Genomic DNA, 23047 nt, shown 5'->3' with positions numbered 1-23047 from the left:
CTCGCTTCGCTCGCTCAACGACCGGGGAAGAACTCCTGCACGAAGCGGATGTTGTGCTCGGCGACGCGCTGCGGGACGCCGGCGAACGCCTCGGCGCGTGCGTCCGATGCCATGTACACCTTCTCCAGCGCGAGGAAGGCCTCTTCGTCGCCCTCGGCGCTGACCGCCCACACGAACTCGTTCGTCTCGGGGAGGCCGTAGGCGAACTCGATCGCGAAGCCCGCCGCGGGCCGCACCTTCGGCATCCACTCACCCCACCAGGAGACGAACGCGTCGTACTCCCCCTCGACGAGCGTGTACCGGCGCAGCTGGATCGTCTTCATGACTCCCATCTTGGCGGAAGTCCTATACTCGGACTCGTCCGACGGGAACGACCCCGCCGGTGCTCGAAAAATGGGCACGCAGCGCGCACGCGCGAGACACATACGGCTTCCGCATCCGTCCCTGTCTCGAAAGGCTTCGCCATGCCCGCCCATCCGGCTCTGAGCACCGTCTCCGCGCACGTCGCCCTCACCCTCGCCCGCCACATCGACCACGTCTTCGGTGTGATGGGCAACGGCAACGCGTACTTCCTCGACGCGCTCGAGCGGTCCACCGACGTGCAGTTCACCGCGGTGCGGCACGAGGCCGGCGGGGTCGTCGCCGCCGACGCGTACCACCGCGCCTCGGGGCGTCTCGCTGCGGCAACCGCCACGTACGGCGCCGGCTTCACCAACACCATCACCGCCCTCGCCGAGGCGGTGCAGGCGCACGTGCCACTGGTGCTCGTCGTCGGCGACGAGCCGACCTCGGGTCCGCGCCCGTGGGACGTCGACCAGATCGCCCTCGCGTCGGCCGTCGGTGCGCGCACCTATACCGTCGGGCGAGCGGATGCCGCGGCCACGACGGTGATCGCCATCGAGCACGCCCTCACCTACCGGGTGCCGACCGTGCTCGCGATCCCCTACGACGTCGCCGCGCGCGACGCCGGCCCGGTGCCCGAGGCGCCGCAGCCGCGGCTTCCCGCTCCGCTCGCCCCGATCGGGGAGTTCTCGCGCGCCGCGGTGCGGGAGATCGCCGAGGCGCTCGCCGGCGCGCGCCGGCCGTTCCTGCTCGCCGGGCGCGGGGCGTGGATCTCGGGCGCCGGCGCCGCTCTCGGCGCCCTCGCTGACGCGACCGGAGCCCTCACCGCCTCGACCGCGCTCGGCCGTGGCGTCTTTCCGAAGGCCGAGTTCGACCTCGGGGTGACCGGCGGATTCGGGGCGGAGAGCGCGATGGAGCTCGTGCGCGAGGCCGACGTCGCCGTGGTGTTCGGGGCGTCTCTCAACCAGTTCACGATGCGCTTCGGGGACCTGTTCGCGCCCGGCACGCGGGTCTTCCAGGTGGACATCGCGCCCACCGCGACGCATTCCCACGTCGGCGGGTACGTGCGGGGCGACGCGCGCCTGGTCGCGGAGGCGATCGGGCACGAGGTGCGGAGGATCGCAGCGGAGCCGACCGACTGGCGCGAGTCGGTCGACGCAGCCGCGGCCCGCAGGCATGACGCCGGGGACGGGATGGCACCCGACGGCCGGCTCGACCCGCGTTCGGTCGCCGCACGCATCGCCGAGCTCCTGCCCGAGGACCGCGTCGTGGTGTCGGACGGCGGCCACTTCATCGGCTGGGCGAACATGTTCTGGCCCGTCGCCTCGCCCGACCGGATGATGATGGTCGGCACCGCCTTCCAGTCGATCGGACTCGGCTGGCCCTCCGTGCCCGGCGCCGCCCTCGCGAAGCCCTCAGCCACGGTCGTGCTGACGACGGGCGACGGCGGCGGGCTCATGGCGCTCGCCGACCTCGAGACTGCCGTCCGTGTCGCGCGCGGCCGCGGGCTCGCCGTCGTGTGGAACGACGCGGCGTACGGCGCCGAGGTGCACCTGTACGGGCTGAAGGGCCTCGCCGAGGAGCCCATGCGCATCCCGGAGGTCGACTTCGCCGCCCTCGCAGCGGGCGTCGGCGCCGAAGGGGTCGTCGTGCACAGCCTCGATGATCTGGAGCGCCTGGCGACGTGGGTGGCGGAGCCCGAGGCATCCCGCCCGTTCCTGGTGCTCGACTGCCGCATCTCGGGCGAGGTCGTCGCGCCGTATCAGCGCGAGATCATCCGCGTGAACTCCTGACCCTCGGCGAGAGTCCGACCGGCCTCTGCGCGTCACTCCCCCGTGAAGTCGGGCTTGCGCTTCTGCTGGAAGGCGGCGAAGCCCTCGCGGTAGTCGGCGGTGGTGCGCAGCGCCTCCTGCCCGCGCGCCTCCTGGGCGACGGCATCCCACAGCTTCTCGTCGCGAAGGCGCGCAATCAGCCGCTTCGAGGCGAGGAACGCGGCGGTGGGGCCGGATGCCGCCACCGTCGCACGCTGCCACGCGAAGTCGAACACCTCCTCGACGGGCATGGCGCGGCTGAACAGGCCCGCCGTTACCGCCTCCGCGCCGCTCAGCATGTCGCCGGTGTAGATGAGGTCGAGCGCCCGGTGCGCGCCGAGTCGCTCGTAGAGCAGGGCGTGGCCGCCGGAGTCGAGCATCGCGCCCAGGCTCGCGAACGGCGAGCCGATCTTGGCGTCGTCGGCGACGTAGACCACGTCGGTCGCGATAGCGAGCCCCAGACCCACTCCGAGGCAGGCGCCGTGCACGGCCGCGAAGGTCGGAGCGGGGAACGCGGCGATCCGCCGCATGAGCGTCTCGACGCCCGCGAGGTACTCGGGCACGTCGTCGGTCTCGGGGTCGACGCCGGCGATGTCGCGCCCGGCACAGAACGCCCGGCCTTCGGCCCGCAGCAGCAGCGCCCGCACGCCGGACTCCTCGGCGGTGCGGTAGGCGGCATCCATCTCCCCCAGCGCCCGCAGTGAGAGGGCGTTGAGCTTCTCGGGGGCGTTCAGGACGACCTCGGCGACATCGCCGGTGATGGACAGCTCGATCATCTCGTTCCTCCGCGTTCGAAAGGGCTAGACGTCGTAGTCGACGACGACGGTATCGGTCGTCGGGTGGGATTGGCAGGTGAGCACGTAGCCGCGCTCGAGCTCGTCGGGCTCGAGGGCATAATTCTCGGTCATCGTCACCGAGCCCTCCAGCAGCCTCGCGCGGCACGTGCCGCAGACCCCGCCGGCGCAGGCGAACGGCACATCGGGGCGCACACGCAGTGCCGCGTTGAGGATCGACTCGTGCGCCGCGACAGGGCTCTCGACCGCCTGCGACTGGCCGTCGAGGGTGAACTCGATGCGACGCACGGGCTCGTCGGGGGCGACGACCACCGGGCGACCGGCAGACGGCTCGGCGCGCTCGCCCTCGCCGGTGGTGAACAGCTCGTAGCGCACGTGCGCGGAGTCGACCCCGATGTCGGCGAGGGTGTCGCGGCAGAGCTGCACCAGCTCGAACGGTCCGCAGAGGAACCATTCGTCGACGGTGTCGGGCAGTACGAGCTCGTCGAGGATGCGCCGCAGGCGCGGCTCGTCGATGCGCCCCGACAGCAGCGGTGCCGTGCGCTGCTCGCGCGAGAGCACATGGTGCAGCGCCAGCCGCGTCGGATACCGGTCCTTCAGATCGGAGAGCTCGTCGAGGAACATCACGTCGAGGCTCGAACGGTTCGTGTAGACGAGCGTGAACCGCGACGTGGCGGACCGCGCGAGCACCGTCGCGGCGAGCGCCATGAGCGGCGTGATGCCGGAGCCCGCCGCGATGCCGGCGACATGCGCGCCGTCGAGGTCGGCGAGCTTCGAGGTGAAGGTGCCCTGCGGGCTCATGACGTCGATCCGGTCGCCCGCATGCAGCTCGGTCTGCGCCCACGTCGAGAAGCGGCCGCCCTGGTCGCGCTTGATCGCGACGCTGATCGTGCGGGGACCATCACCGCCCCCGCCCGCATCCTCTGCACGGCACAGCGAGTACGAGCGGCGCAGCTCCTGCCCGTCGAGCACCGTCCGCAGTGCCACGTGCTGGCCGGCGAGGTAGTCGAACTCGCCGCGCACCTCTTCGGGGATCGCGAACGTCACCTCGACCGCGGCGTCGGTCAGCGGCCGGACCGCTGCGACCCGGAGCGTGTGGAACCGCGCGCGATGCCGGCTGCCCCGCGGTCCGCCCACCGAGGTGGTGAGCAGCGTCTCGGCGATGCGCTGGTTCTCGCCCGCCGCGACCTCGTCATTCAGCCCGCGGTTGCCCTCGCGTTCCATCAGTGCACCTTGAAGTGGTCGAACGGCTCCAGACAGGCGCGGCACTCGTACAGCGCCTTGCACGACGTCGAGCCGAACCGCGCGAGCTCTCGGGTGTCGAGCGACCCGCAGCGCGGGCACCGCACCGACAGCTGCACACGGATCGGACCCGCGACCGCGGCACGCCCGTTCGGCGGAGCGATGCCGTAGTCGACGAGCTTGCGCTTGCCGGCATCCGTCATCCAGTCCGTCGTCCACGCCGGCGCGAGCACGAGACGCACGTCGACGTCGTCGAACCCGGCGGCTGTGAGAGCGAGCATGACATCGTCGCGGATGGCATCCATCGCCGGGCAGCCCGAGTAGGTCGGCGTGATCGTCACCGTGACCCGGCGCGCCTCGCCGGACTCGTCGGCGACCACCTGGACGTCACGCAGCACGCCGAGGTCCTCGATCGTGAGCACGGGCACTTCCGGGTCGAGAACGGATGCCGCAGCCTGCCACGCGCGTCGGGTCGCCGCATCCGCGGCAACGGGCCGCTGCGTCCCCGCCGGTTGCCGAGCCGCCCCCACCGGTTGCCGAGCCGCCCCCACCGGTCGCTGAGCCTGTCGAAGCATCACCACGTCGCCCCCGGATGCTGCCGCGCGAGCACCTGCATCTCGGCGAGGAGAAAGCCCAGCGTCGAGAAGTGATGCCCGTTCCGCCCGCCGGCCGAAGACGTCGGCCCGGTCGGAAACTCCAGCTCGGCCTCGGCGAACACAGCGGCGATGACCGCGTCGAACGCCGGCTGCAGCGTCGACGGGCGAACGGCCACGCCGTCGAGCCGGTCGATGAGCGGCTCGTCGCGGAACAGCTCGGCCACGTACGGCCAGACATCGCCCACCGCCCGGATCATGCGGCGGCGCGATTCGTCGGTGCCGCCGGCGAGCCGCAGCGTCCACTGCACGGCGTGGTCGCGGTGGTACTCGACCTCCTTGACGGCCTTGGCCGCGATCGCGGCCAGCGTCACGTCGGACGAGCCCTGCAGTGCCGTGTACAGCTCGAAGAGATAGACGGATGCCGCCAGCTGGCGCGCGATCGTCTGCGCGAAGTCTCCGTTGGGCTGCTCGAAGAGCCAGGCGGACCGGAACTCCGGCTCGTCGCGCCAGTAGGCGAGGTCGTCCTCGCTGCGGTCGTCGTAGGTGCCCGCGTAGCGCAGGAACGAGCGCGCATGACCGAGCAGGTCGAGCGCGATGTTGGCCAGCGCGACGTCCTCCTCGAGTTCGGGGGCACGCGCGATCCATGCTCCGAGCTGCTGGGAGAGGATCAGCGCGTCGTCACCCAGCCACAGGGCGTACTCCGCGACGTCGGCGGAGGCGGCACGCCCCTCCCCGCCGGCGAGCTCGGCCGACAGCTCGACCCGCTCGACGGTCACCTCGCCGTGCGGATCGGTGGTGGGCTGGCCGCCGCCGGGTCCGACCGGTGCCTGAGCTTGTCGAAGGGTCACAGGTGCGGCACCCCCTCCGACGCCGTGTAGTACGTGGCGTGACGGTAGTTCTTGCCGGCGGGGCTCTCGAAGAACGCGCCCTTGGAGTCGGGGTCGCTCGTGGTGATCGCATCGGCAGGCACCACCCAGATCGAGGTGCCCTCGCCGCGACGCGTGTAGACGTCGCGGGCGTTGCGCAGCGCGAACTCCGCGTCGGGGGCGTGCAGCGAGCCGGCGTGCACGTGGCTGAGCCCGCGCCCGGCGCGGACGAACACCTCCCACAGGGGCCAGGACTCGCGCGGCGAAGCGCCTGAGGTCGTCATCGCGCCACCTCGTCTCCGGTCGTTGAGCGAGCGAAGCCAGACGACACGCGATCGACGTCCGTCGCGGACTCACTGCGTTTCGTCTCTGCGTTTCGACTCGCGGGCTCGCTCAACGACCGCGTTCCTCGCTCGCTCAACGACCGGGGGTCGCGTCCGGCGGCGCGCTCGTCGCTCAGCGAGCGGATGCCGGCCTGCTTGCGGGCGTATTCGGCGGCTGCCTCACGTACCCAGGCGCCGTCCTCGTGCGCGTTGCGCCGGTTGCGGATGCGCTCGCCGTTCATCGCGCCGCGGCCGGCGATCACCTCCTGCAGCTCGCTCCAGTCGATCTCGCTCGTGTGCCAGCGCTGCGCCTCTTCGTCCCAGCGCAGCTCGGGGTCGGGGAGCGTCACGCCCAGCACCTCGGCCTGGGGCACCAGCATCCCGATGAACCGCTGCCGGAGGTCGTCGTTCGAGAAGCGCTTGATCTTCCACGCCATCGACTGGGCTGAGTTGGGCGACGCCTCATCCGGGGGCCCGAACATCATGAGCGAGGGCCAGTACCAGCGGTCCACGGCATCCTGTGCCATTCGCTGCTGGGCCGGCGAGCCCTGCATGAGGGTCAGCAGGATCTCGAAGCCCTGCCGCTGGTGGAACGACTCCTCCTTGCAGATGCGCACCATCGCGCGGCCGTACGGGCCGTACGACGCACGGCAGAGTGGCACCTGGTTGCAGATGGCGGCGCCGTCCACGAGCCAGCCGATCGCGCCCATGTCGGCCCAGGTGGGGGTGGGGTAGTTGAAGATCGACGAGTACTTCGCCCGGCCGGTGATGAGCTGCTCGGTCATCTCGTCGCGCGTGATGCCGAGGGTCTGCGCCGCGGAGTACAGGTACAGCCCGTGCCCGGCCTCGTCCTGCACCTTCGCCATCAGAATCGCCTTGCGCTTGAGGCTCGGCGCGCGCGTGATCCAGTTGCCCTCCGGCTGCATCCCGATGATCTCGGAGTGCGCGTGCTGCGAGATCTGCCGGATCAGCGTCTTGCGATAGGCCGGCGGCATCCAATCCCGCGGCTCGATGCGCGAGTCGGCCTCGATGATCGCGTCGAAAGCCGCCTGCTCGGCAGCCTCGTCGATCAGCACATCGGTCGTCATCATCGACTCCGTTCCGGATCCTGAGCCTGTGTCCCCCCAGCTCCGGCGCCTGGACGTTCCGGCTCCTGAGCCTGTCGAAGGATTACAGACCGTTCGTTCAGTAAGTCTAACCCAGGACGGATGCCCCGTCCACGGCGCCCGGCCGCGATGGGGACTTCTCACCCAGGACGGATGCCGCCGCCGCCGTCAGCCGGTGGTACCGGGCTCGGCGCGGCGGGTGGTGAACGAGCGTCCGCGGAACTCCGCCACCACGTCCCCGGTCTCGTCCGTCACCGTCACGTCGTACAGCCCGCTGCGGCCGGTGAGCGCGCGGCGGCGTGCGTGGGCGGTCAACGTCTGCCCCGCGCGCGTCGCCTTGAGGAACGAGATGTCGGCGCCGGCCGCGACCGTGATGTCGGCATCCGTGTCCGCTTCGCCGGTGCCCACGGCGTTGCAGGCCATCGCGAACGCCGTGTCGGCGAGCGCGAACACCAATCCGCCGTGCGTGATCGCGAAGCCGTTGGTCATGTCGTCACGGATGCGCATCGACACGACCGCCTCTCCGGGCTCGTCGCGTTCGACCACCATGCCCAGCGCCGCCGACGCGCGATCGCGCTGGAGCATGCGCCGCTGCCCGGCGAAGTGCTCGGCAGGATCCGTCACGCCCCGGCCTCTGCCGACACGGGGTCTGCGGTTGCCGCGTCCGGCGCCTCCGCCGTCTTCGCCACCAGCGTGAGCACATCGTAGGTCGCGACGATCTCATCGCGCTGGTTGAGGATGACGGCGTCCCAGCGCACCTCGCCGTACTCATCCGTCTCACGCGGGGTGATCTGCTTCGCGGTCAGCACGACGCGGATCTCGTCGTCGGGTGACACCGGGGTCATGAACCGCAGGTTCTCGAGCCCGTAGTTGGCGAGCACGGGGCCGGGATCCGGGTCCACGAAGAGCCCGGCGGCCCACGAGACGAGAAGGTAGCCGTGCGCGACCCGGCCCGGGAAGAACGGGTTCGCGGCGGCGGCCTCCTCATTCATGTGAGCGTAGAAGAGGTCGCCGGTGAAGTTCGCGAACGTCTCGATGTCGGCGAGCGTGACGGCGCGCGAGGGCGACGCGAGCTGGTCGCCGACGGCGAGTTCGGCGAGCGACTTGCGGAACGGATGCCGGTCGGATCGGGATGCCGCGCCCTGGTGCCAGACGCCGGTCAGGGCGGTCAGCATCGCGGGCGAGCCCTGCACAGCGGTGCGCTGCATGTGGTGCAGCACCGCACGGATGCCGCCCAGCTCCTCACCGCCGCCGGCCCGGCCCGGACCGCCGTGGACGAGGTGCGGCACGGGCGCGCCGTGGCCCGTGGAGGTGCGGGCGTCGTCGCGGTCGAGGAACAGCAGCCGGCCGTTGTACGCCGCCGTGCGCGCCAGGAGGGTGGCGGCGACAGCGGGGTCGGAGGTGGCGACGCTGGTCACGAGCGACCCGCCACCGCGGCCGACGAGATCCGCAGCCTCGTCCACGGTGCGGTACGCGAGCACGCTGGCCACCGGGCCGAACGCCTCGACGTCGTGCACCGCGTCGGGCAGGGCATCCGCCGGGCCGTCGAACCCGACGAGGATCGGGACGACGAACGCCCCCTCCGGGGCGGGGCCGGTGGTGCCGTCGGCATGCGTCACTTCCGGGGCATCCGTCGTTCCGAGCATGATGCGGCCGCCGGCGGTCTCGAGAGCGCCGACCGCGCGCAGCACTTCATCGCGCTGCGCGAGCGAGACCAGCGGGCCCATCGTGACGGCGTCGGCGCGCGGGTCGCCGACGACGACACGCTCGGCGATCTTCGCCCGCAGCGCCTCCACGAGCGGCTCGACGGAGTCCGCAGGCACGATGGCACGGCGGATAGCGGTGCACTTCTGTCCGGCCTTCGTCGTCAGCTCGACCATCAGCTGCTTCACGTAGGCATCGAACTCGGGCGTGCCCGGCGCCGCATCAGGTCCGAGCACCGACGCGTTGATGGAGTCGGTCTCGCGCGTGAAGCGCACCCCGGGCGCGGCCTGTACGCGCAGTCGCTCCGCCGTCGAGGCGCTGCCGGTGAAGCCGACCAGGTCGCCGAGCCCGAGGTGCTCGAAGAGACCCGGCACCGCACCGCTCACCAGCTGCAGCGACCCGGCGGGAAGCAGCCCGGTCTCGACGAGGATGCGCACCCACGCCTCGGCGACGTACGCGGTCGGTGACGCCGGCTTCACGATCGTCGGCACGCCGGCGAGGAAGGCCGGCGCGAACTTCTCGAGTGCGCCCCACATGGGGAAGTTGAAGGCGTTGATCTGCACGGCGACGCCGGGCAGCCGCGTGTAGACGTGACGACCGAGGAACGAGCCGTCCTTCGACAGCGATTCGACCGGCCCGTCGAGGTACACCTGGCCGTTCGGCAGCTCGCGGCGCCCCTTCGACGAGTACGTGAAGAGCACGCCGATGCCGCCGTCGATGTCGTTGAGCGAGTCGCGCACGGTGGCGCCGGCGCGCTTCGACAGCTCGTACAGCTCCTCTTTGCGCGCGGTGAGGGCCTTGGCGATCTCCTTGAGCAGCAGCGCGCGCTGGTGGAACGTGAGCGCACCGAGGTTCGCCTGCCCCACGGTGCGGGCGTGGGCGATCGCCGCGGAGAGATCGACGCCCTGCGTGCTCAGGTACGTGACCACCTCGCCGGTCGAGGCGTCGAGCACGGGCGTCGCGTCGTCGCCGGTATCGGGGATCCACCACTCGTCGCGCAGATAGCTGGGGAGGATGCCGGTGCGGGGCGGTTCGATCGTCCCCGCCTGCTCGATGGTCCCTGTCTGCTCGATCATCGCTGATCACTCCATTCGTAGAAGCCGCGGCCGGACTTTCGGCCAAGGTGTCCTTCGGCGACGAGACGCCGCAGCAGCGGCGGGGGCGCGAACCGCTCCCCCAGCGTGCGGTGCAGCTCATCGGCGATCCCGAGCCGCACATCCAGGCCGACCAGGTCGGTGGTGCGCAGCGGACCCATCGGATGCCGGTAGCCGAGCTCCATCGCCGCGTCGATGTCGGCGGCCGAGCCGACGCCCTCCTCGAGCATCCGGATCGCCTCCAGCCCGAGGGCGATGCCGAGGCGGCTCGATGCGAAGCCCGGACTGTCGCGGACGACGATCGGCGTCTTGCCGAGCGCGTCGATCCACGACCGCGCCTCGTCGACGAGCCCGGGCTCGGTGGCGGCACCGGTCACGATCTCCACGAGCTGCGAGGCGGGCACGGGGTTGAAGAAGTGCAGCCCGAGAAAGCGCTCCGGCCGAGCCAGCGTCGACGCCAGGTCGTCGATGGAGATGGAGGACGTGTTGGTCGCCAGTGCCGCGTCGGGCGAGAGCACCCGCTCCGCGCGCGCCAGGGCCGCGATCTTCACATCCCTCTCCTCGGGCACCGCCTCGACCACGAGCCGGCACCCGGCGAGGGCCTCAGCATCCGTCGCCGTCTCGATCGCCGCGGCCAGCGTGTCGTACCCGCGGGCTGTCGCGCCGCGCTCGACGCTGCGCCGCACGGTCTCGAGCAGCCGAGCGGATGCCGCAGCCGCCGCGTCCGCGTCGCGCTCGACGACGACCACCTCGGCGCCGGCGAGCACGAACGCGTGGGCGATTCCCGCGCCCATGCGGCCGCCGCCGATCACCCCGACGCGCTGCGGCACGCTCATCGCTTGCGGCTCTCGAGGAACGCGGCCATGCGCCGGTCCTTCTCGGGGCTGTCGAACAGCTTCGCCTGCAGTTCGAGCTCGATCTCGGGGTGCGCGGCGCGGGGGGCCAGCAGCGCCGTCTTCGTGGAGCGGGTCGCAAGGGGATCGTTCCGGGCGATGCGGTCCGCGATCGCGTGGGCCGCCGCAAGCAGGTCGGCCGGTTCGTACAGCGACGACACGAGCCCCCAGGAGACGGCGGTGTCGGCATCCAGGATCCGGCCCGTCAGCAGCATTTCGGCCGCCCGCGCCTCCCCCACGATCTCGGGCAGCCGCCACGTGGCGCCGGCCGCCGCGATGATGCCGAGGCCCGTCTCGGGATTGCCGATCTGCAGTGCGGGCGTGCCGATGCGGATGTCGGCCGCGTACGCGAGTTCGGCGCCTCCCCCGAGCGCGTAGCCGTCGATCGCGGCGACCACCGGCATCGGGAGCTTGCGCACCCGCTGGAAGGCGCGGGTGTTGATGCCGCGGCGGGCATCGGCACCGCGGCGCTCCCGCAGCTGCGCGATGTCGGCGCCCGAGGCGAACACGCCGTCGGAGCCGGTCAGGATCAGGGTGCGCGGCTCGCGCTCCAGCTCTTCGCAGAGCTCGTGCAGCCGATCGATCATGTCCTGATCGATGGCGTTGCGCACCTCGGGACGCGTCAGCGTGGCGACGACGCGATCCGCGCGACGCTGGATCTGCAGCGGCCCCGCACCCGACCCGCCACTCGACCCGGCACTCCACCCTGGCATCGGCATCCTCTCGATCCGCTCCCTCGCGGTCGCCGCCCATATTACCTAACAATCGTTCAGTAATCCCGGCGGACTGGCGCGAGCCTGCGCACCGACCCGGGCGGCGGTGCCAGACTGGGGCGCATGTCCGCCCTGACGAGCCCCGCGAACGGAGAGCCGACCCCCGCGCGGCGCGGACGCCCGGGCTACGACCGCGACCAGGTGCTCGCGGTCGCCGTGGCGCTCTTCAACGAGCAGGGCTACGACGCCACGTCGGTCGCCGACCTCGCCTCGCGGCTCGGTCTCACCAAGTCGGCGCTCTACCACCACTTCGACTCGAAGGAGCAGCTGCTCGCGCTCGCCCTCGACGAGGCGCTCGGAGAACTCGAGGGCATGCTCGACGCTTCGGACGCCGAGACCGACGATCCGGCCGAGCGGCTCGCCGCCGTGCTGCGCGGTGCGGTGCGGGTGCTGGTCGACAAGCTCCCCTACGTCACGCTCCTCCTCCGGGTGCGCGGCAACAGCGACGTCGAACGGGCCGCGCTCGAGCGGCGTCGCGCGTTCGACCACCGCGTCACGGCGCTGGTCGTCGAGGCGCAACGCGCCGGCCAGGTGCGCACCGACGTCGACGGCGCGGTCGCCACTCGCCTCCTCTTCGGCATGGTGAACTCGATCGTCGAGTGGTACCGGCCCGCGGGCCCGGTCGATCGTGAGCGCCTCGCGCAAGACGTCGTCACGGTGGTCCTCGACGGCATGCGCACCCGCTGACCGCAGCGCGCCCCACCCGGCTTTCCGCACCGAAGAACGACGGATGCCGCGCCCCGAGCCTGCACAGGCGCTCGGGGCGCGGCATCCGCCGAGCTGAGTGTCAGGCCTTCGCCATGCCGTAGATCGGGCTGACGGACTGTTCGGCTTCGTGGTCGGGGCCGAGGGGGATGCCGGAGCGGTCGCGCAGCAGCAGCGTGGCGAGGAGGCCGATGACGGTCATGCCGGCGAGGTACCAGGTGACCGACACCGTCGAGCCGGTCGCCTGCACCAGCGCCGTCGCGATGGTCGGGGCGAACGCGCCGCCGAGGATCGCGCCGATCGCGTACGAGATCGAGACGCCCGAGAAGCGGATGGATGCCGGGAACAGTTCGGAGTACAGCGCGGCCTGCGGCCCGTAGGTGAAGCCCAGGCCGAACGTGAGGATCGCCAGACCCAGGAACAGCAGCCAGATGTTGCCGGTGTTCACGAGCGGGAACAGCAGGAAGACGCCGACGAGCTGCAGGATCCAGCCGATGATGTAGGTCGTGCGACGGCCGATCCGGTCCGACACGAAACCGGCCGCGAGGGTCGACAGCAGCCAGGTCACCGCGGAGCCGGCGACGGCCCAGAGCACGGGTCCCCGCTCGAGGGCGAGCGGACCTTCGGGGTTGGTGGAGTAGCCCTGGATGTAGCCGCCGGTGGTCATGTAGCCGACGGCGTTGTTGCCGGCGAAGACCAGCGCGGCGATGAAGACGAGCAGCGTGTGCTTGCGGAACAGCGTGATGATCGGCATCCGTGCCTTCTCTTTGCGCTCCGCCAGCTCGGCGAACACCGGGCTCTCCTCGACCCGGCGGCGCACGTAGTAGCCGACGAGGATCAGCACCACGCTGAGCAGGAACGGCACACGCCACCCCCACACCAGGAACGCGTCGCCGGGCGCGATCATCGCCATCAGCGCCATCACGCCCGAGGCGAGCAGCAGGCCGAGCGGCACGCCGATCTGCGGGGAGGCGCCGAAGGCGCCGCGTCGGGTGCGCGGGGCGTGCTCGACGGCCATCAGCACCGCGCCGCCCCACTCGCCGCCCGCCGAGATGCCCTGCAGGATGCGCAGCAGCACCAGGAAGATCGGCGCCCAGACACCGATGGCCTCGTAGGTGGGCAGCACGCCGATCAGGGCCGTCGCGGCACCCATCAGGATGAGCGTCCACATCAGCACGACCTTGCGACCGTACTTGTCGCCGAAGTGGCCGGCGAGGAACGCGCCGAGCGGACGGAACAGGAAGCTCACGCCGACGGTCGCGAACGCCACGATCGCGCTGTTCGCGCCCAGCGGCGCGAAGAACAGCTGACCGAACACCAGGCCGACGGCCGTGGCGTAGATGAAGAAGTCGTACCACTCGACGGTGGTGCCGACGACGGTCGCGAAGACCACCCGACGGCGATCGACGGGGCTGGCGATGGTGCCGGTGGGCGTGAAACCCTGTGGGGGCTGTGAGCTGCTCATTCGTGACTCCTGTGTCGGGTGACGTCATCGTCTCCGGCGAACTGAGGCGGTTGCCGGATGTGCGACGATCATATACGATTTCGCATACGACGCAAGAGTGAGGGAGCTCGAATGGATGAGAAGACGGATGCCGTCGCCGCGGGGGTGCCCGGATCCTCGGCCGATCCCCGCTTCGCGGCCCTCCCCGCCCGACCCGGCAAGATCGTCGCCGTCCACCTCAGCTACGCGTCGCGAGCGGATCAGCGCGGGCGCCGGCCGCAGCATCCGTCGTACTTCTTCAAGCCGTCGAGCTCTGTCGCCGCCTCGGGAAGCACCATCGAGCGGCCCGGCGGCACCGAACTGCTCGCCTTCGAGGGCGAGATCGCGCTCGTGATCGGCTCGGCCGCCCACCGCGTGCCGCTCGCGGAGGCGTGGGAGCACGTCGCGGGGGTCACCGCGGCGAACGACTTCGGGCTCTACGACCTGCGGGCCAACGACAAGGGGTCGAACGTCCGCTCCAAGGGCGGCGACGGCTACACGCCGATCGGCCCGTCGTTGCTCGACGCCCGGGCGATCCACCCTGACGCCCTGCGCGTGCGCACCTGGCTGAACGGCGCCCTGGTTCAGGACGACACGGCCGCCGGCATGATCTTCCCCCTCGCGCAGCTCGTCGCCGACCTGTCGCAGCACTTCACGCTCGAGCCCGGCGATGTGATCCTCACCGGGACACCGGCCGGATCCTCGGTCACCCAGCCGGGCGACGTGGTCGAGGTCGAGGTCGACGTGCCCGGCGGGCCGTCCTCCGGCCGGCTCGTCACCACCGTCGTGCAGGGGTCGGAGCCGTTCGACCCCGACCTCGGCTCGCTCCCCGAAGCCGACGATCTGCAGCGCGCCGAGGCATGGGGATCCCGCGAGGCCGCCGGCCTCCCCGCCGCGGCGTCGCCGGCAACAGGTGATCCGGCGAGCGCAGGAGCATCGGCGGCAGAAACTCCTCCCTCCGCCGGAACACCTGTTCTGGGCGCCGCTCTGCGAGCCAAGCTCGAGGCCGTCCCGGTCGCGGGGCTCTCGGCGCAGCTGCGCAAGCGCGGGCTGAACAACGTGCACATCGACGGCGTGCGGCCGCTGCGCGCTGCAGACTCGCCGGAGAGGGAATCGAAGCTGGTGGGCACCGCGCGGACGCTCCGCTTCGTGCCGAACCGTGAAGACCTGTTCGCCTCGCACGGCGGCGGCTACAACGCGCAGAAGCGCGTGTTCGACGCGGTCGGCGACGGCGAGGTCGTCGTGATCGAGGCGCGCGGCGACGCCGGCTCCGGCACCCTGGGCGACATCCTCGCGATCCGCGCACACGCCCGCGGTGCCGCGGGCATCGTCACCGACGGAGGAGTCAGGGATGCCGCAGCCGTCGCGGCCGTCGGCATCCCGGTCTACTCGTCCGGCGCCCACCCGGCCGTCCTCGGCCGCAAGCACGTGCCGTGGGACGCCGACCTCACCATCGCCTGCGGCGGCGCGACGGTCCAGCCGGGCGACGTCATCGTCGGCGACGCCGACGGGGTCGTGGTGATCCCGGCGGACATCGCCGAGGAGGTCGTCGACGCGGCGCTCTCCCAGGAGGACGAGGACGCCTGGATCGCCGAGCGCGTCGCGGAGGGGCATCCGGTCGACGGGCTCTTCCCGATGAACGCCGAGTGGCGGGCGCGGTACGAAGCCGACCGCGAGGCCACCCCAGCCATCTCGGGCGAGCGCTCGTCGACACAGACGCAGCCGTCGCAGGAATCGGCAGCGCTCGAGGCCGGGGAGACCGCACGATGACCCCCGAGACCGCCGCGACGCTCAGCAAATCGCAGCTCGCCTACCGCTGGATCAAGGAGCGCATCGCGCGTCAGGAGTTCACCCCCGGCTACCGGCTCGTGCTCGGCAGCATCGCGGGCGACCTCGACATGAGCGTCGTGCCGGTGCGCGAGGCGATCCGCCAGCTCGAGGCCGAGGGGCTTGTGACGTTCGAGCGCAACGTCGGCGCGCGGGTGTCCATGGTCGACGACTCGCAGTACCGCTCGAGCATGCAGTCGCTGTCGATCCTCGAGGGCGCCGCCACCGCCCTGGCGGCGCGCCGGCTCACAGCCGACGACGTGCGTGCGGCACGGCGGATCAACGAGCTCATGATCGAGACGCTCGAGCACTTCGACCCGCGCGCGTTCACCGGGCTGAACCAGGAGTTCCACGCGGCGCTGTACTCGAAGTGCGCGAACCCGCGCATGCTCGAGCTCGTCGAAGCGGAGTGGGGCCGGCTCGGACACCTGCGCGATTCGACGTTCAGCTTCGTCCCCGGCCGCGCGGCGGAATCGGTGCGCGAGCACGAGAACATCCTGCAGCTGATCGAGACCGGCGCACCTCTCGGCGAGATCGAGAAGGCCGCGCGGCGGCATCGCTCGGCGACGCTCGATGCCTACATGATCCACGAGCACCCCGACGAGGCCCTGGGCCTCCCGGCGTTCTGAACCTTCCGGCTGCCGGAACCACCGGCATCCGGATCACGACCTCCGACGAAGGAGCAGCAATGACCGACACCGCCACCACCGCGGAGACGCGCCGCGTGCCCGAGGGCCTGCCCGAGCGCATCCAGCACTACATCGACGGCGCGTTCGTCGACTCGGCCGACGGCGACACGTTCGACGTGCTCGACCCGGTGACGAACGAGACGTACGTGCGGGCCGCTGCCGGCAAGAAGGCCGACATCGACCGGGCCGTGGCCGCCGCGCGGCGCGCGTTCACCGACGGACCCTGGCCGCGGATGCTGCCACGCGAACGCTCGCGCGTGCTGCACCGCATCGCCGACATCGTCGAGTCCCGCGACGCCCGGCTCGCCGAGCTGGAGTCCTTCGACTCGGGGCTGCCGATCACGCAGGCGCTGGGACAGGCGCGGCGCGCGGCCGAGAACTTCCGGTTCTTCGCCGACCTGATCGTCGCGCAGGCCGACGACGCCTACAAGGTGCCGGGCCGTCAGATGAACTACGTCAACCGCAAGCCGATCGGCGTCGCCGGGCTCATCACGCCGTGGAACACGCCGTTCATGCTCGAGTCCTGGAAGCTCGGCCCGGCCCTCGCGACCGGCAACACCGTCGTGCTCAAGCCCGCCGAGTTCACGCCGCTGTCGGCGTCGCTGTGGGCCGGCATCTTCGAAGAGGCGGGGCTGCCGCAGGGCGTGTTCAACCTCGTGAACGGACTGGGTGAGGATGCCGGCGACGCGCTGGTGAAGCATCCCGACGTCCCGCTCATCTCGTTCACGGGCGAGAGCCGCACCGGCCAGCTCATCTTCGGCAACGCCGCGCCGTTCCTGAAGGGGCTGTCGATGGAGCTCGGCGGCAAGTCCCCCGCGGTGGTCTTCGCGGACGCCGACCTCGAGGCGGCGATCGACGCCACGATCTTCGGCGTCTTCTCGCTCAACGGCGAGCGCTGCACCGCCGGCTCGCGCATCCTCGTGGAGCGGTCGGTGTACGACGAGTTCGTCGAGCGCTATGCCGCGCAGGCCGAGCGCGTCGTGGTCGGCTACCCGCACGACCCGAAGACCGAGGTCGGGGCGCTCGTGCACCCCGAGCACTACGACAAGGTGATGAGCTACATCGAGATCGGCAAGCGCGAGGCCCGCCTGGTGGCCGGCGGCGGCCGCCCCGAGGGGTTCGACGGCGGCAACTTCGTGCGCCCGACGGTGTTCGCCGATGTCGCGCCCGACGCCCGCATCTTCCAGGAGGAGATCTTCGGACCGGTGGTGGCGATCACACCCTTCGACACCGACGAAGAGGCGCTGGAGCTTGCCAACGGCGTGAAGTACGGACTGGCGGCCTACGTCTGGACGAACGACCTCAAGCGCGCGCACAACTTCTCGCAGGCGATCGAAGCCGGCATGGTCTGGCTCAACTCGAACAACGTCCGCGATCTGCGGACGCCGTTCGGGGGTGTCAAGGCCTCGGGCCTCGGCCACGAGGGCGGCTACCGCTCGATCGACTTCTACACCGACCAGCAGGCCGTGCACATCACGCTCGGTCCGGCGCACAACCCGACCTTCGGCAAGGCCGACCCACACGAGCCGACCGACCTCGACGATCCCGACCCGCGCTGACGTTTCGTCTCGGTCGCTTCGCTCCCTCGCTCAACGACCGCGATCTCGGTCGTTGAGCGAGCGAGGAACGAGCGAGACGAAACGCCCCGACCATCCGAGCAACGCAAGGACGCGACATGACCCACCGTGACGACATGACCCTCACCTCCTCGGGCTTCTACGTGAGCCAGGAGGCGCCCATCCACACCGACGACCCGGTGCCCACGCCGACGAGCCCGGCCCCCGACATCCTGCGCTGCGCGTACATGGAGCTCGTGGTCACCGATCTCGCCGCGTCGCGCACCTTCTACGTCGACGTGCTCGGCCTCTACGTCACCGAAGAGGACGGCGAGGCGATCTACCTGCGCTCGACGGAGGAGTTCATCCACCACAACCTCGTGCTGCGGCAGGGCCCGGTGGCCGCCGTCGCCGCGTTCTCGTACCGCGTCCGGACGCCCGAAGACCTCGACAAGGCGGTCGCGTTCTACGAGGAGCTCGGGTGCCGGGTCGAGCGCCGCGCGGAGGGCTTCGTGAAGGGCATCGGCGACGCCGTGCGCGTGACCGACCCGCTCGGCTTCCCCTACGAGTTCTTCCACCAGACCGACCACGTCGAGCGGCTGTCGTGGCGGTACGACCTGCACACCCCGGGTGAGCTCGTGCGGCTGGACCACTTCAACCAGGTCACCCCCGACGTGCCGCGCGCGGTGAACTTCATGCAGTCGCTGGGCTTCCGCGTCACCGAAGACATCCAGGACGAGGAGGGCACCGTCTACGCCGCCTGGATGCGCCGCAAGCCGACCGTGCACGACACGGCGATGACCGGCGGCGACGGTCCGCGCATGCACCACGTCGCGTTCGCCACCCACGAGAAGCACAACATCCTCGCGATCTGCGACAAGCTCGGGGCGCTCCGCCGCTCCGACGCGATCGAGCGCGGCCCCGGCCGCCACGGCGTCTCGAACGCGTTCTACCTGTACCTGCGCGACCCCGACGGACACCGCGTCGAGATCTACACGCAGGACTACTACACCGGCGACCCCGACAACCCGGTGGTCACGTGGGACGTGCACGACAACCAGCGCCGCGACTGGTGGGGCAACCCCGTGGTGCCGTCGTGGTACACCGAGGCATCCCTCGTGCTCGACCTGGACGGCAACCCGCAGCCCGTCGTGGCGCGCACCGACGCGTCCGAGATGGCGGTGACGATCGGCGCCGACGGCTTCTCGTACACCCGCCCCGACGACAAGGCCGAGGAGCTGCCCAGCTGGAAGCAGGGTGAGTACAAGCTGGGCCACCAGCTGTGACGCGCTTCGTCTCGCTTCGCTCGCTCAACGACCGGGATCTCGATCGTTGAGCGAGTGAGACGGACCGCCCGATGCCTCGCTTCCGGTCGTTGAGCGAGCGAGGAACGAGCGAGACGAAACGACTCGAGCGCACAAGACACGAAAGGGAGACGGATGCTTCCACCCGAGGTGATCCGGCAGCTCGCGGATGAGCTGGCCGAGGCCGACCGCACGCACGGCGTGATCCCGCGCATCACGGCGCGGTACCCCGACGCGACCGTGGAGGACTCCTACGCGATCCAAGGCGTCTGGCGCGATGCGAACGTCGCCGCGGGCCGCCGGCTCGTCGGGCGCAAGATCGGGCTGACGTCCAAGGCGATGCAGCAGGCGACCGGCATCACCGAGCCGGACTACGGCGTGATGTTCGACGACACCGTGTACGACTCGGGCGCCGAGATCCCGGTCGCGCAGTTCTCGAACGTGCGCATCGAGGTCGAGCTCGCGTTCGTGCTGAAGGCGCCGCTCGAGGGCCCCGACTGCACCCTCGACGACGCCCTCGCCGCGATCGACTACGCCGTTCCGGCGCTCGAGGTGCTGAACTCCCACATCGAGCTCGAGGGCCGCACCATCGTCGACACGATCGCCGACAACGCCGCGTACGGCGCGATGGTGCTCGGCGACGTGCGCAAGCGGCCCGACGAGATCGACCTGCGCTGGGTCCCGGGGGTCCTGAGCCGCAACGGCGAGATCGAAGAGACCGGGGTGGCCGCGGGCGTGCTCGGCCACCCGGCGACCGGCGTGGCGTGGCTCGCGAACAAGTTCCATCAGCACGGCGGACGGCTCGAGGCGGGCGAGATCATCCTCGCCGGATCGTTCACCCGCCCCATGTGGGTGTCGCGAGGCGATAGCGTGCTGTGCGACTACGGACCGATGGGAACCATCACATGTCGCTTCGTCTGAGCCCGACCTTCCGCGCGACGCTGGCCGAGGCATCCCGTCCCCTCGCGGGCATGTGGGTGTGCTCGGGGTCGCCGCTCGTCGCCGAGATCTGCGCCGGGTCGGGTCTGGACTGGGTGCTCATCGACATGGAGCACTCGCCCAACGGTCTGGAGTCGGTGCTCGCGCAGCTGCAGGCGGTGGGTGCCTACCCGGTGACGCCGGTGGTGCGCGTGCCGATCGGCGACGTCGTGACGATCAAGCAGGTGCTCGACCTCGGAGCCCAGAACCTGCTCGTGCCCATGGTCTCTTCGAAGACGGATGCCGAGGCCGCCGTCGCCGCCGTGCGCTACCCCCCACGGGGCACGAGGGGCGTGGGCTCGGCACTCGCCAGGTCGGCGCGGTGGAACCGGGTCGACGGGTACCTGGCCGACGCCGACGCGCACGTGTCGCTGTTCGTCCAGATCGAGACGGCCGCCGGCGTCGAGGCGGCAGCCGGGATCGCCGCGGTCGACGGCGTGGACGGCGTCTTCGTCGGGCCGTCCGACCTTGCGGCGTCGATGGGAGTCCTCGGTCAGCAGACGCATCCGGATGTCGTCGCCGCCGCGCTCCGGACGTTCGACGCCGTGCACGGCGCCGGCAAGAAGGTCGGGGTCAACGCGTTCGACCCCGCCGCCGCCGACGCGTACCTCGAGGCCGGTGCAGACTTCATCCTCGTCGGCGCCGACGTCGCGCTCCTCGCCCGCGGGTCCGAAGCCCTCGCGGCCCGCTGGGTCGCGGCATCCGACGACGACAAGCGCTCGTCGTACTGATCGCCGCCGGCCATCGCGAACGGGCGGTCTTCCGCACGCTGGAGCGGCGGAGATCGAACCTTTCGCGCATCCGCACCCCGGCGTTTCCGTCCTGCCGACGGAACGTGGCACAGTGAACGCATGAAGAAGTGGGTCGTGCGGTTCGCGTCGCTGCTGGTGTTCAACATCCTCGTGCTCCTGGTCGTCGGCTGGCTCACGCCCGCCCGCGTGGGCTGGGCCGCGGTGTGGGCCGGCATCGTCCTGACCGCGCTCGTCATCTGGATCAAGCCGCTCGTCGAGAAGTGGTTCCGCTCGATGGCGTCCAAGTCGTCCGGGCAGCGCACCAAGGCCGGCGAGAAGCTGGTGGAGTTCTTCCTCGCCTTCGCCGTCGCCTTCCTGGTGTGGATCGCCACGGTGGTCTTCACCGGCGTCTCGATCGGCGGCGGCATCTTCGGCGCCTTCTGGGGCTGGGTGCTGCCCCCGGTCTTCCTCCTCATCGGCTGGGCGATCTACGGCGCCATCGACGACAAGGTGGAAGGTCACGCGGGCGCCCTCTACGACCGGGCGACGGGGACGAAGACCGTGACAACGGATGCCGCGACCTCGGCCTCCCCGGCCGGCACGTCACGCGCCTATCCGGGTGCGGCGCCGGCGACCGACGCAGGCCGGCGAGAGCTCGACGACGGCCTCACCGACGAGCAGCGCCGCATGCTGGACGAACTCGGCAAGGGCTGATTCGATCGGACCTGTCGATCGGAGACGGCGGAGATCGTCATAGGGGTGTCGTGATCCCACCAGAAAGGACGACGCCATGCGGTACGCACTGCTTCTGCACTACCCCGAGATGACCCCTGAGGAGCTCGGCCCTGAAGGGCTGGCCGAAGGCATGCGCGAGTTCGACGAGTACGCGAAGGCGCTCGATGCCTCCGGCGTGCTGATCTCCGCCGAGGTGCTCCAGCCCTCAGCGGTCACCACCACCGTGACCGCGGCCGACGGGAGCCTCCGCGTGCAGGACGGCCCCTTCGCCGACACCAGAGAGCAGCTCGGGGGCAGCTTCATCATCGAGGTGCCCGACCTCGATGCCGCGATCGAATGGGCGGGCAAGGCGCCGTCGGCGGGCTGGGGCGCCGTCGAGGTGCGTCCGAGCGCGACCTACTTCCGCGACGGCGCCTGGACCGCCTTCGCCCACTGATGCCCACCGCCGAGGACGCCCGCGCGGCCGCCGAGCGCGCCGCACGGGCGTCCTACGGCCGCATCCTGTCCGTCGTCGCCGCTCAGACGAACGACCTCTCGCTCGCCGAGGACGCCTTGGCCGACGCCTTCGAGCGTGCCCTGCGCACGTGGCCGGATGCCGGCATCCCCGCCAATCCCGAAGGGTGGCTGGTCACCGTGGCTCGCAACCGCCTGCGCGACGCACTGGGCTCGGCATCGCACCGCCGCGGTGTTCCGCTCGACGACGGGATCGCCGCGGCTCGTGCCGACGAGCGCGCTGTCGATGCACTCACGGCGCTCGAGCAGAGCGAGGCCATCCCCGACAGACGGCTGGAGCTGCTCTTCGCGTGCGCGCACCCGGCGATCGACCCGAGCGTCCGCACCCCGCTCATGCTGCAGTCCGTGCTCGGGTTCGACGCCGCCGCCATCGCGGGCGCGTTCGGCGTCGAACAGGGGGCGATGGCGCAGCGCCTCGTGCGGGCGAAGCGCCGCATCCGCGACGCCGGCATCCCGTTCCGCATCCCCACGCGCACCGACATGCCCGCACGGCTGCCCGCGGTGCTCGAGGCGATCTACGGCGCCTACGCGATCGGCTGGCTCGACCAGGGCGAGGAGCCGCGCGAATCCCTCGCCGACGAGGCGCGCTGGCTCGCGGTGCTCACCGCGACGCTCCTCGGCGACGAGCCGGAGGCGTGGGGGCTCGCCGCGCTCCTCACGTACGCGCAGTCACGGGCACCCGCGCGAGCGGAGGCGCCGTGGCCGCCGCTCGATCAGCAGGATCCGGCGCTCTGGGATCGCGCGCTCATCGCCGAGGGCGCCGCGCTGCTGCGGCGCGCCTCCGCCCTCGGGCGCCCGCTCGGCCGTTTCCAGCTCGAGGCGGCGATCCAGGCGGTGCACTGCGACCGCGCCCGCACCGGCGCGGTGGACGTCGAGGCCTTGGTGAAGCTCTACCGCGGCCTCGTCGCCATCGCACCGACGGACGGTGCACGGGCCGCGCTGGCCGCCGCGGAGGCCAGGCTGGGCTGACGCGGTGGACCCG

The 23047-nt window shown here is 71.2% G+C and carries 23 protein-coding genes; 11 read left to right on the top strand and 12 right to left on the bottom strand.

The annotated features are described in order from the left end of the window. Positions 1-14: 14 nt before the first annotated feature. A complete protein-coding gene (locus ABG085_RS05160) occupies positions 15-323 on the bottom strand; it encodes a hypothetical protein (protein WP_347978354.1) in 309 nt (102 codons plus the stop codon). Positions 324-482: 159 nt separating this feature from the next. On the opposite strand from ABG085_RS05160, the gene ABG085_RS05155 reads away from it, so the two are divergent. Continuing rightward, positions 483-2135 (top strand): thiamine pyrophosphate-binding protein, encoded by a 1653-nt coding sequence (locus ABG085_RS05155; protein ID WP_347979279.1) that lies wholly within the window; start codon positions 483-485, stop codon positions 2133-2135. A 32-nt stretch (positions 2136-2167) separates the two neighbouring features. On the opposite strand, the gene ABG085_RS05150 is transcribed toward ABG085_RS05155, so the two are convergent. From ABG085_RS05150 to ABG085_RS05105, 10 genes are all read right to left on the bottom strand, one after another. Continuing rightward, positions 2168-2929: an enoyl-CoA hydratase-related protein gene (locus ABG085_RS05150; RefSeq protein WP_347978353.1), complete on the bottom strand. Its 762-nt coding sequence runs from the start codon at positions 2927-2929 to the stop codon at positions 2168-2170. A 24-nt stretch (positions 2930-2953) separates the two neighbouring features. Further along, positions 2954-4171 (bottom strand): 1,2-phenylacetyl-CoA epoxidase subunit PaaE, encoded by a 1218-nt coding sequence (paaE, locus tag ABG085_RS05145; protein ID WP_347978352.1) that lies wholly within the window; start codon positions 4169-4171, stop codon positions 2954-2956. Further along, the gene (paaD, locus tag ABG085_RS05140) at positions 4171-4770 is read right to left on the bottom strand and encodes a 1,2-phenylacetyl-CoA epoxidase subunit PaaD (RefSeq protein WP_347978351.1); all 600 of its coding nucleotides are present in this window, start codon (positions 4768-4770) and stop codon (positions 4171-4173) included. The genes paaE and paaD overlap by 1 nt, the downstream gene beginning before the upstream one ends. Then, a complete protein-coding gene (gene paaC / locus ABG085_RS05135; protein WP_347978350.1) occupies positions 4764-5633 on the bottom strand; it encodes a 1,2-phenylacetyl-CoA epoxidase subunit PaaC in 870 nt (289 codons plus the stop codon). Before paaC ends, paaD begins: the two co-directional genes overlap by 7 nt. Next, positions 5630-5935: a 1,2-phenylacetyl-CoA epoxidase subunit PaaB gene (gene paaB, locus ABG085_RS05130; RefSeq protein WP_163617592.1), complete on the bottom strand. Its 306-nt coding sequence runs from the start codon at positions 5933-5935 to the stop codon at positions 5630-5632. The genes paaC and paaB overlap by 4 nt, the downstream gene beginning before the upstream one ends. After that, positions 5932-7065, bottom strand: a complete 1134-nt coding sequence (paaA, locus tag ABG085_RS05125) for a 1,2-phenylacetyl-CoA epoxidase subunit PaaA (RefSeq protein WP_347978349.1) — start codon at positions 7063-7065, stop codon at positions 5932-5934. Before paaA ends, paaB begins: the two co-directional genes overlap by 4 nt. A 183-nt stretch (positions 7066-7248) precedes the next feature. Then, positions 7249-7665 carry a hydroxyphenylacetyl-CoA thioesterase PaaI gene (gene paaI / locus ABG085_RS05120; protein WP_347979278.1) on the bottom strand — a complete coding sequence of 139 codons (417 nt, stop codon included), beginning with the start codon at positions 7663-7665 and terminating at the stop codon, positions 7249-7251. Between the two features lie 35 nt (positions 7666-7700). After that, entirely contained in the window at positions 7701-9860 is a 2160-nt protein-coding gene (paaZ, locus tag ABG085_RS05115; RefSeq protein ID WP_347978348.1) for a phenylacetic acid degradation bifunctional protein PaaZ, read from the bottom strand. After that, a complete protein-coding gene (locus tag ABG085_RS05110; RefSeq protein WP_347978347.1) occupies positions 9857-10714 on the bottom strand; it encodes a 3-hydroxyacyl-CoA dehydrogenase family protein in 858 nt (285 codons plus the stop codon). Before ABG085_RS05110 ends, paaZ begins: the two co-directional genes overlap by 4 nt. After that, entirely contained in the window at positions 10711-11484 is a 774-nt protein-coding gene (locus tag ABG085_RS05105; protein ID WP_347978346.1) for an enoyl-CoA hydratase/isomerase family protein, read from the bottom strand. Before ABG085_RS05105 ends, ABG085_RS05110 begins: the two co-directional genes overlap by 4 nt. A gap of 123 nt (positions 11485-11607) precedes the next feature. Between ABG085_RS05105 and ABG085_RS05100 the strand changes: the two genes are divergently transcribed. Beyond that, positions 11608-12231: a TetR/AcrR family transcriptional regulator gene (locus ABG085_RS05100; protein WP_347978345.1), complete on the top strand. Its 624-nt coding sequence runs from the start codon at positions 11608-11610 to the stop codon at positions 12229-12231. A 100-nt stretch (positions 12232-12331) separates the two neighbouring features. Here ABG085_RS05100 and ABG085_RS05095 read toward each other — a convergent pair whose 3' ends face one another. Continuing rightward, positions 12332-13714, bottom strand: coding sequence for an MFS transporter (locus ABG085_RS05095; protein WP_347978344.1), 1383 nt, complete (start codon positions 13712-13714; stop codon positions 12332-12334). Between the two features lie 111 nt (positions 13715-13825). Between ABG085_RS05095 and ABG085_RS05090 the strand changes: the two genes are divergently transcribed. The 9 genes from ABG085_RS05090 to ABG085_RS05050 all read left to right on the top strand — a co-directional run bounded on the left by ABG085_RS05090 (position 13826) and on the right by ABG085_RS05050 (position 23034). Beyond that, on the top strand, positions 13826-15502 hold the full coding sequence (locus ABG085_RS05090) for a fumarylacetoacetate hydrolase family protein (RefSeq protein WP_347978343.1): 1677 nt from the start codon (positions 13826-13828) through the stop codon (positions 15500-15502). Beyond that, positions 15499-16188 (top strand): GntR family transcriptional regulator, encoded by a 690-nt coding sequence (locus ABG085_RS05085; protein WP_347978342.1) that lies wholly within the window; start codon positions 15499-15501, stop codon positions 16186-16188. The genes ABG085_RS05090 and ABG085_RS05085 overlap by 4 nt, the downstream gene beginning before the upstream one ends. A gap of 59 nt (positions 16189-16247) precedes the next feature. Continuing rightward, positions 16248-17807, top strand: coding sequence for a 5-carboxymethyl-2-hydroxymuconate semialdehyde dehydrogenase (gene hpaE / locus ABG085_RS05080; protein WP_347978341.1), 1560 nt, complete (start codon positions 16248-16250; stop codon positions 17805-17807). Between the two features lie 116 nt (positions 17808-17923). Further along, positions 17924-19090: a 3,4-dihydroxyphenylacetate 2,3-dioxygenase gene (hpaD, locus tag ABG085_RS05075; RefSeq protein ID WP_347978340.1), complete on the top strand. Its 1167-nt coding sequence runs from the start codon at positions 17924-17926 to the stop codon at positions 19088-19090. A gap of 153 nt (positions 19091-19243) precedes the next feature. Then, positions 19244-20029 carry a fumarylacetoacetate hydrolase family protein gene (locus ABG085_RS05070; RefSeq protein WP_347978339.1) on the top strand — a complete coding sequence of 262 codons (786 nt, stop codon included), beginning with the start codon at positions 19244-19246 and terminating at the stop codon, positions 20027-20029. Next, complete coding sequence (locus ABG085_RS05065; protein WP_347978338.1) at positions 20014-20817, top strand: aldolase/citrate lyase family protein; 804 nt, start codon at positions 20014-20016, stop codon at positions 20815-20817. The genes ABG085_RS05070 and ABG085_RS05065 overlap by 16 nt, the downstream gene beginning before the upstream one ends. A gap of 120 nt (positions 20818-20937) precedes the next feature. Beyond that, on the top strand, positions 20938-21531 hold the full coding sequence (locus tag ABG085_RS05060) for a hypothetical protein (protein ID WP_347978337.1): 594 nt from the start codon (positions 20938-20940) through the stop codon (positions 21529-21531). A gap of 76 nt (positions 21532-21607) precedes the next feature. Continuing rightward, positions 21608-21988 (top strand): YciI family protein, encoded by a 381-nt coding sequence (locus ABG085_RS05055; RefSeq protein ID WP_347978336.1) that lies wholly within the window; start codon positions 21608-21610, stop codon positions 21986-21988. After that, positions 21988-23034 (top strand): DUF6596 domain-containing protein, encoded by a 1047-nt coding sequence (locus tag ABG085_RS05050; RefSeq protein ID WP_347978335.1) that lies wholly within the window; start codon positions 21988-21990, stop codon positions 23032-23034. Before ABG085_RS05055 ends, ABG085_RS05050 begins: the two co-directional genes overlap by 1 nt. The last annotated feature ends 13 nt before the right edge of the window (positions 23035-23047 follow it).

It is taken from the genome of Microbacterium sp. ProA8 (assembly GCF_039905635.1).
Taxonomy (GTDB): domain Bacteria; phylum Actinomycetota; class Actinomycetes; order Actinomycetales; family Microbacteriaceae; genus Microbacterium; species Microbacterium chionoecetis.
The sequence above is the reverse complement of the archived record's forward strand: the minus strand, read 5'-3'. Positions and strand labels throughout refer to the sequence as shown.

Coding starts and splice junctions, on each gene's coding strand:
- hpaD (WP_347978340.1), top strand. CDS start 17,924: ATGACCCACCGTGACGACATGACCCTCACCTCCTCGGGCTTCTACGTG.
- paaZ (WP_347978348.1), bottom strand. CDS start 9,860: ATGATCGAGCAGACAGGGACCATCGAGCAGGCGGGGACGATCGAACCG.
- paaA (WP_347978349.1), bottom strand. CDS start 7,065: ATGATGACGACCGATGTGCTGATCGACGAGGCTGCCGAGCAGGCGGCT.
- hpaE (WP_347978341.1), top strand. CDS start 16,248: ATGACCGACACCGCCACCACCGCGGAGACGCGCCGCGTGCCCGAGGGC.
- ABG085_RS05160 (WP_347978354.1), bottom strand. CDS start 323: ATGAAGACGATCCAGCTGCGCCGGTACACGCTCGTCGAGGGGGAGTAC.
- ABG085_RS05085 (WP_347978342.1), top strand. CDS start 15,499: ATGACCCCCGAGACCGCCGCGACGCTCAGCAAATCGCAGCTCGCCTAC.
- ABG085_RS05050 (WP_347978335.1), top strand. CDS start 21,988: ATGCCCACCGCCGAGGACGCCCGCGCGGCCGCCGAGCGCGCCGCACGG.
- paaB (WP_163617592.1), bottom strand. CDS start 5,935: ATGACGACCTCAGGCGCTTCGCCGCGCGAGTCCTGGCCCCTGTGGGAG.
- paaI (WP_347979278.1), bottom strand. CDS start 7,665: ATGCTCCAGCGCGATCGCGCGTCGGCGGCGCTGGGCATGGTGGTCGAA.
- ABG085_RS05105 (WP_347978346.1), bottom strand. CDS start 11,484: ATGCCAGGGTGGAGTGCCGGGTCGAGTGGCGGGTCGGGTGCGGGGCCG.
- ABG085_RS05095 (WP_347978344.1), bottom strand. CDS start 13,714: ATGAGCAGCTCACAGCCCCCACAGGGTTTCACGCCCACCGGCACCATC.
- ABG085_RS05100 (WP_347978345.1), top strand. CDS start 11,608: ATGTCCGCCCTGACGAGCCCCGCGAACGGAGAGCCGACCCCCGCGCGG.
- paaE (WP_347978352.1), bottom strand. CDS start 4,171: ATGGAACGCGAGGGCAACCGCGGGCTGAATGACGAGGTCGCGGCGGGC.
- ABG085_RS05070 (WP_347978339.1), top strand. CDS start 19,244: ATGCTTCCACCCGAGGTGATCCGGCAGCTCGCGGATGAGCTGGCCGAG.
- ABG085_RS05090 (WP_347978343.1), top strand. CDS start 13,826: ATGGATGAGAAGACGGATGCCGTCGCCGCGGGGGTGCCCGGATCCTCG.
- ABG085_RS05055 (WP_347978336.1), top strand. CDS start 21,608: ATGCGGTACGCACTGCTTCTGCACTACCCCGAGATGACCCCTGAGGAG.
- ABG085_RS05150 (WP_347978353.1), bottom strand. CDS start 2,929: ATGATCGAGCTGTCCATCACCGGCGATGTCGCCGAGGTCGTCCTGAAC.
- ABG085_RS05110 (WP_347978347.1), bottom strand. CDS start 10,714: ATGAGCGTGCCGCAGCGCGTCGGGGTGATCGGCGGCGGCCGCATGGGC.
- ABG085_RS05065 (WP_347978338.1), top strand. CDS start 20,014: ATGTCGCTTCGTCTGAGCCCGACCTTCCGCGCGACGCTGGCCGAGGCA.
- ABG085_RS05060 (WP_347978337.1), top strand. CDS start 20,938: ATGAAGAAGTGGGTCGTGCGGTTCGCGTCGCTGCTGGTGTTCAACATC.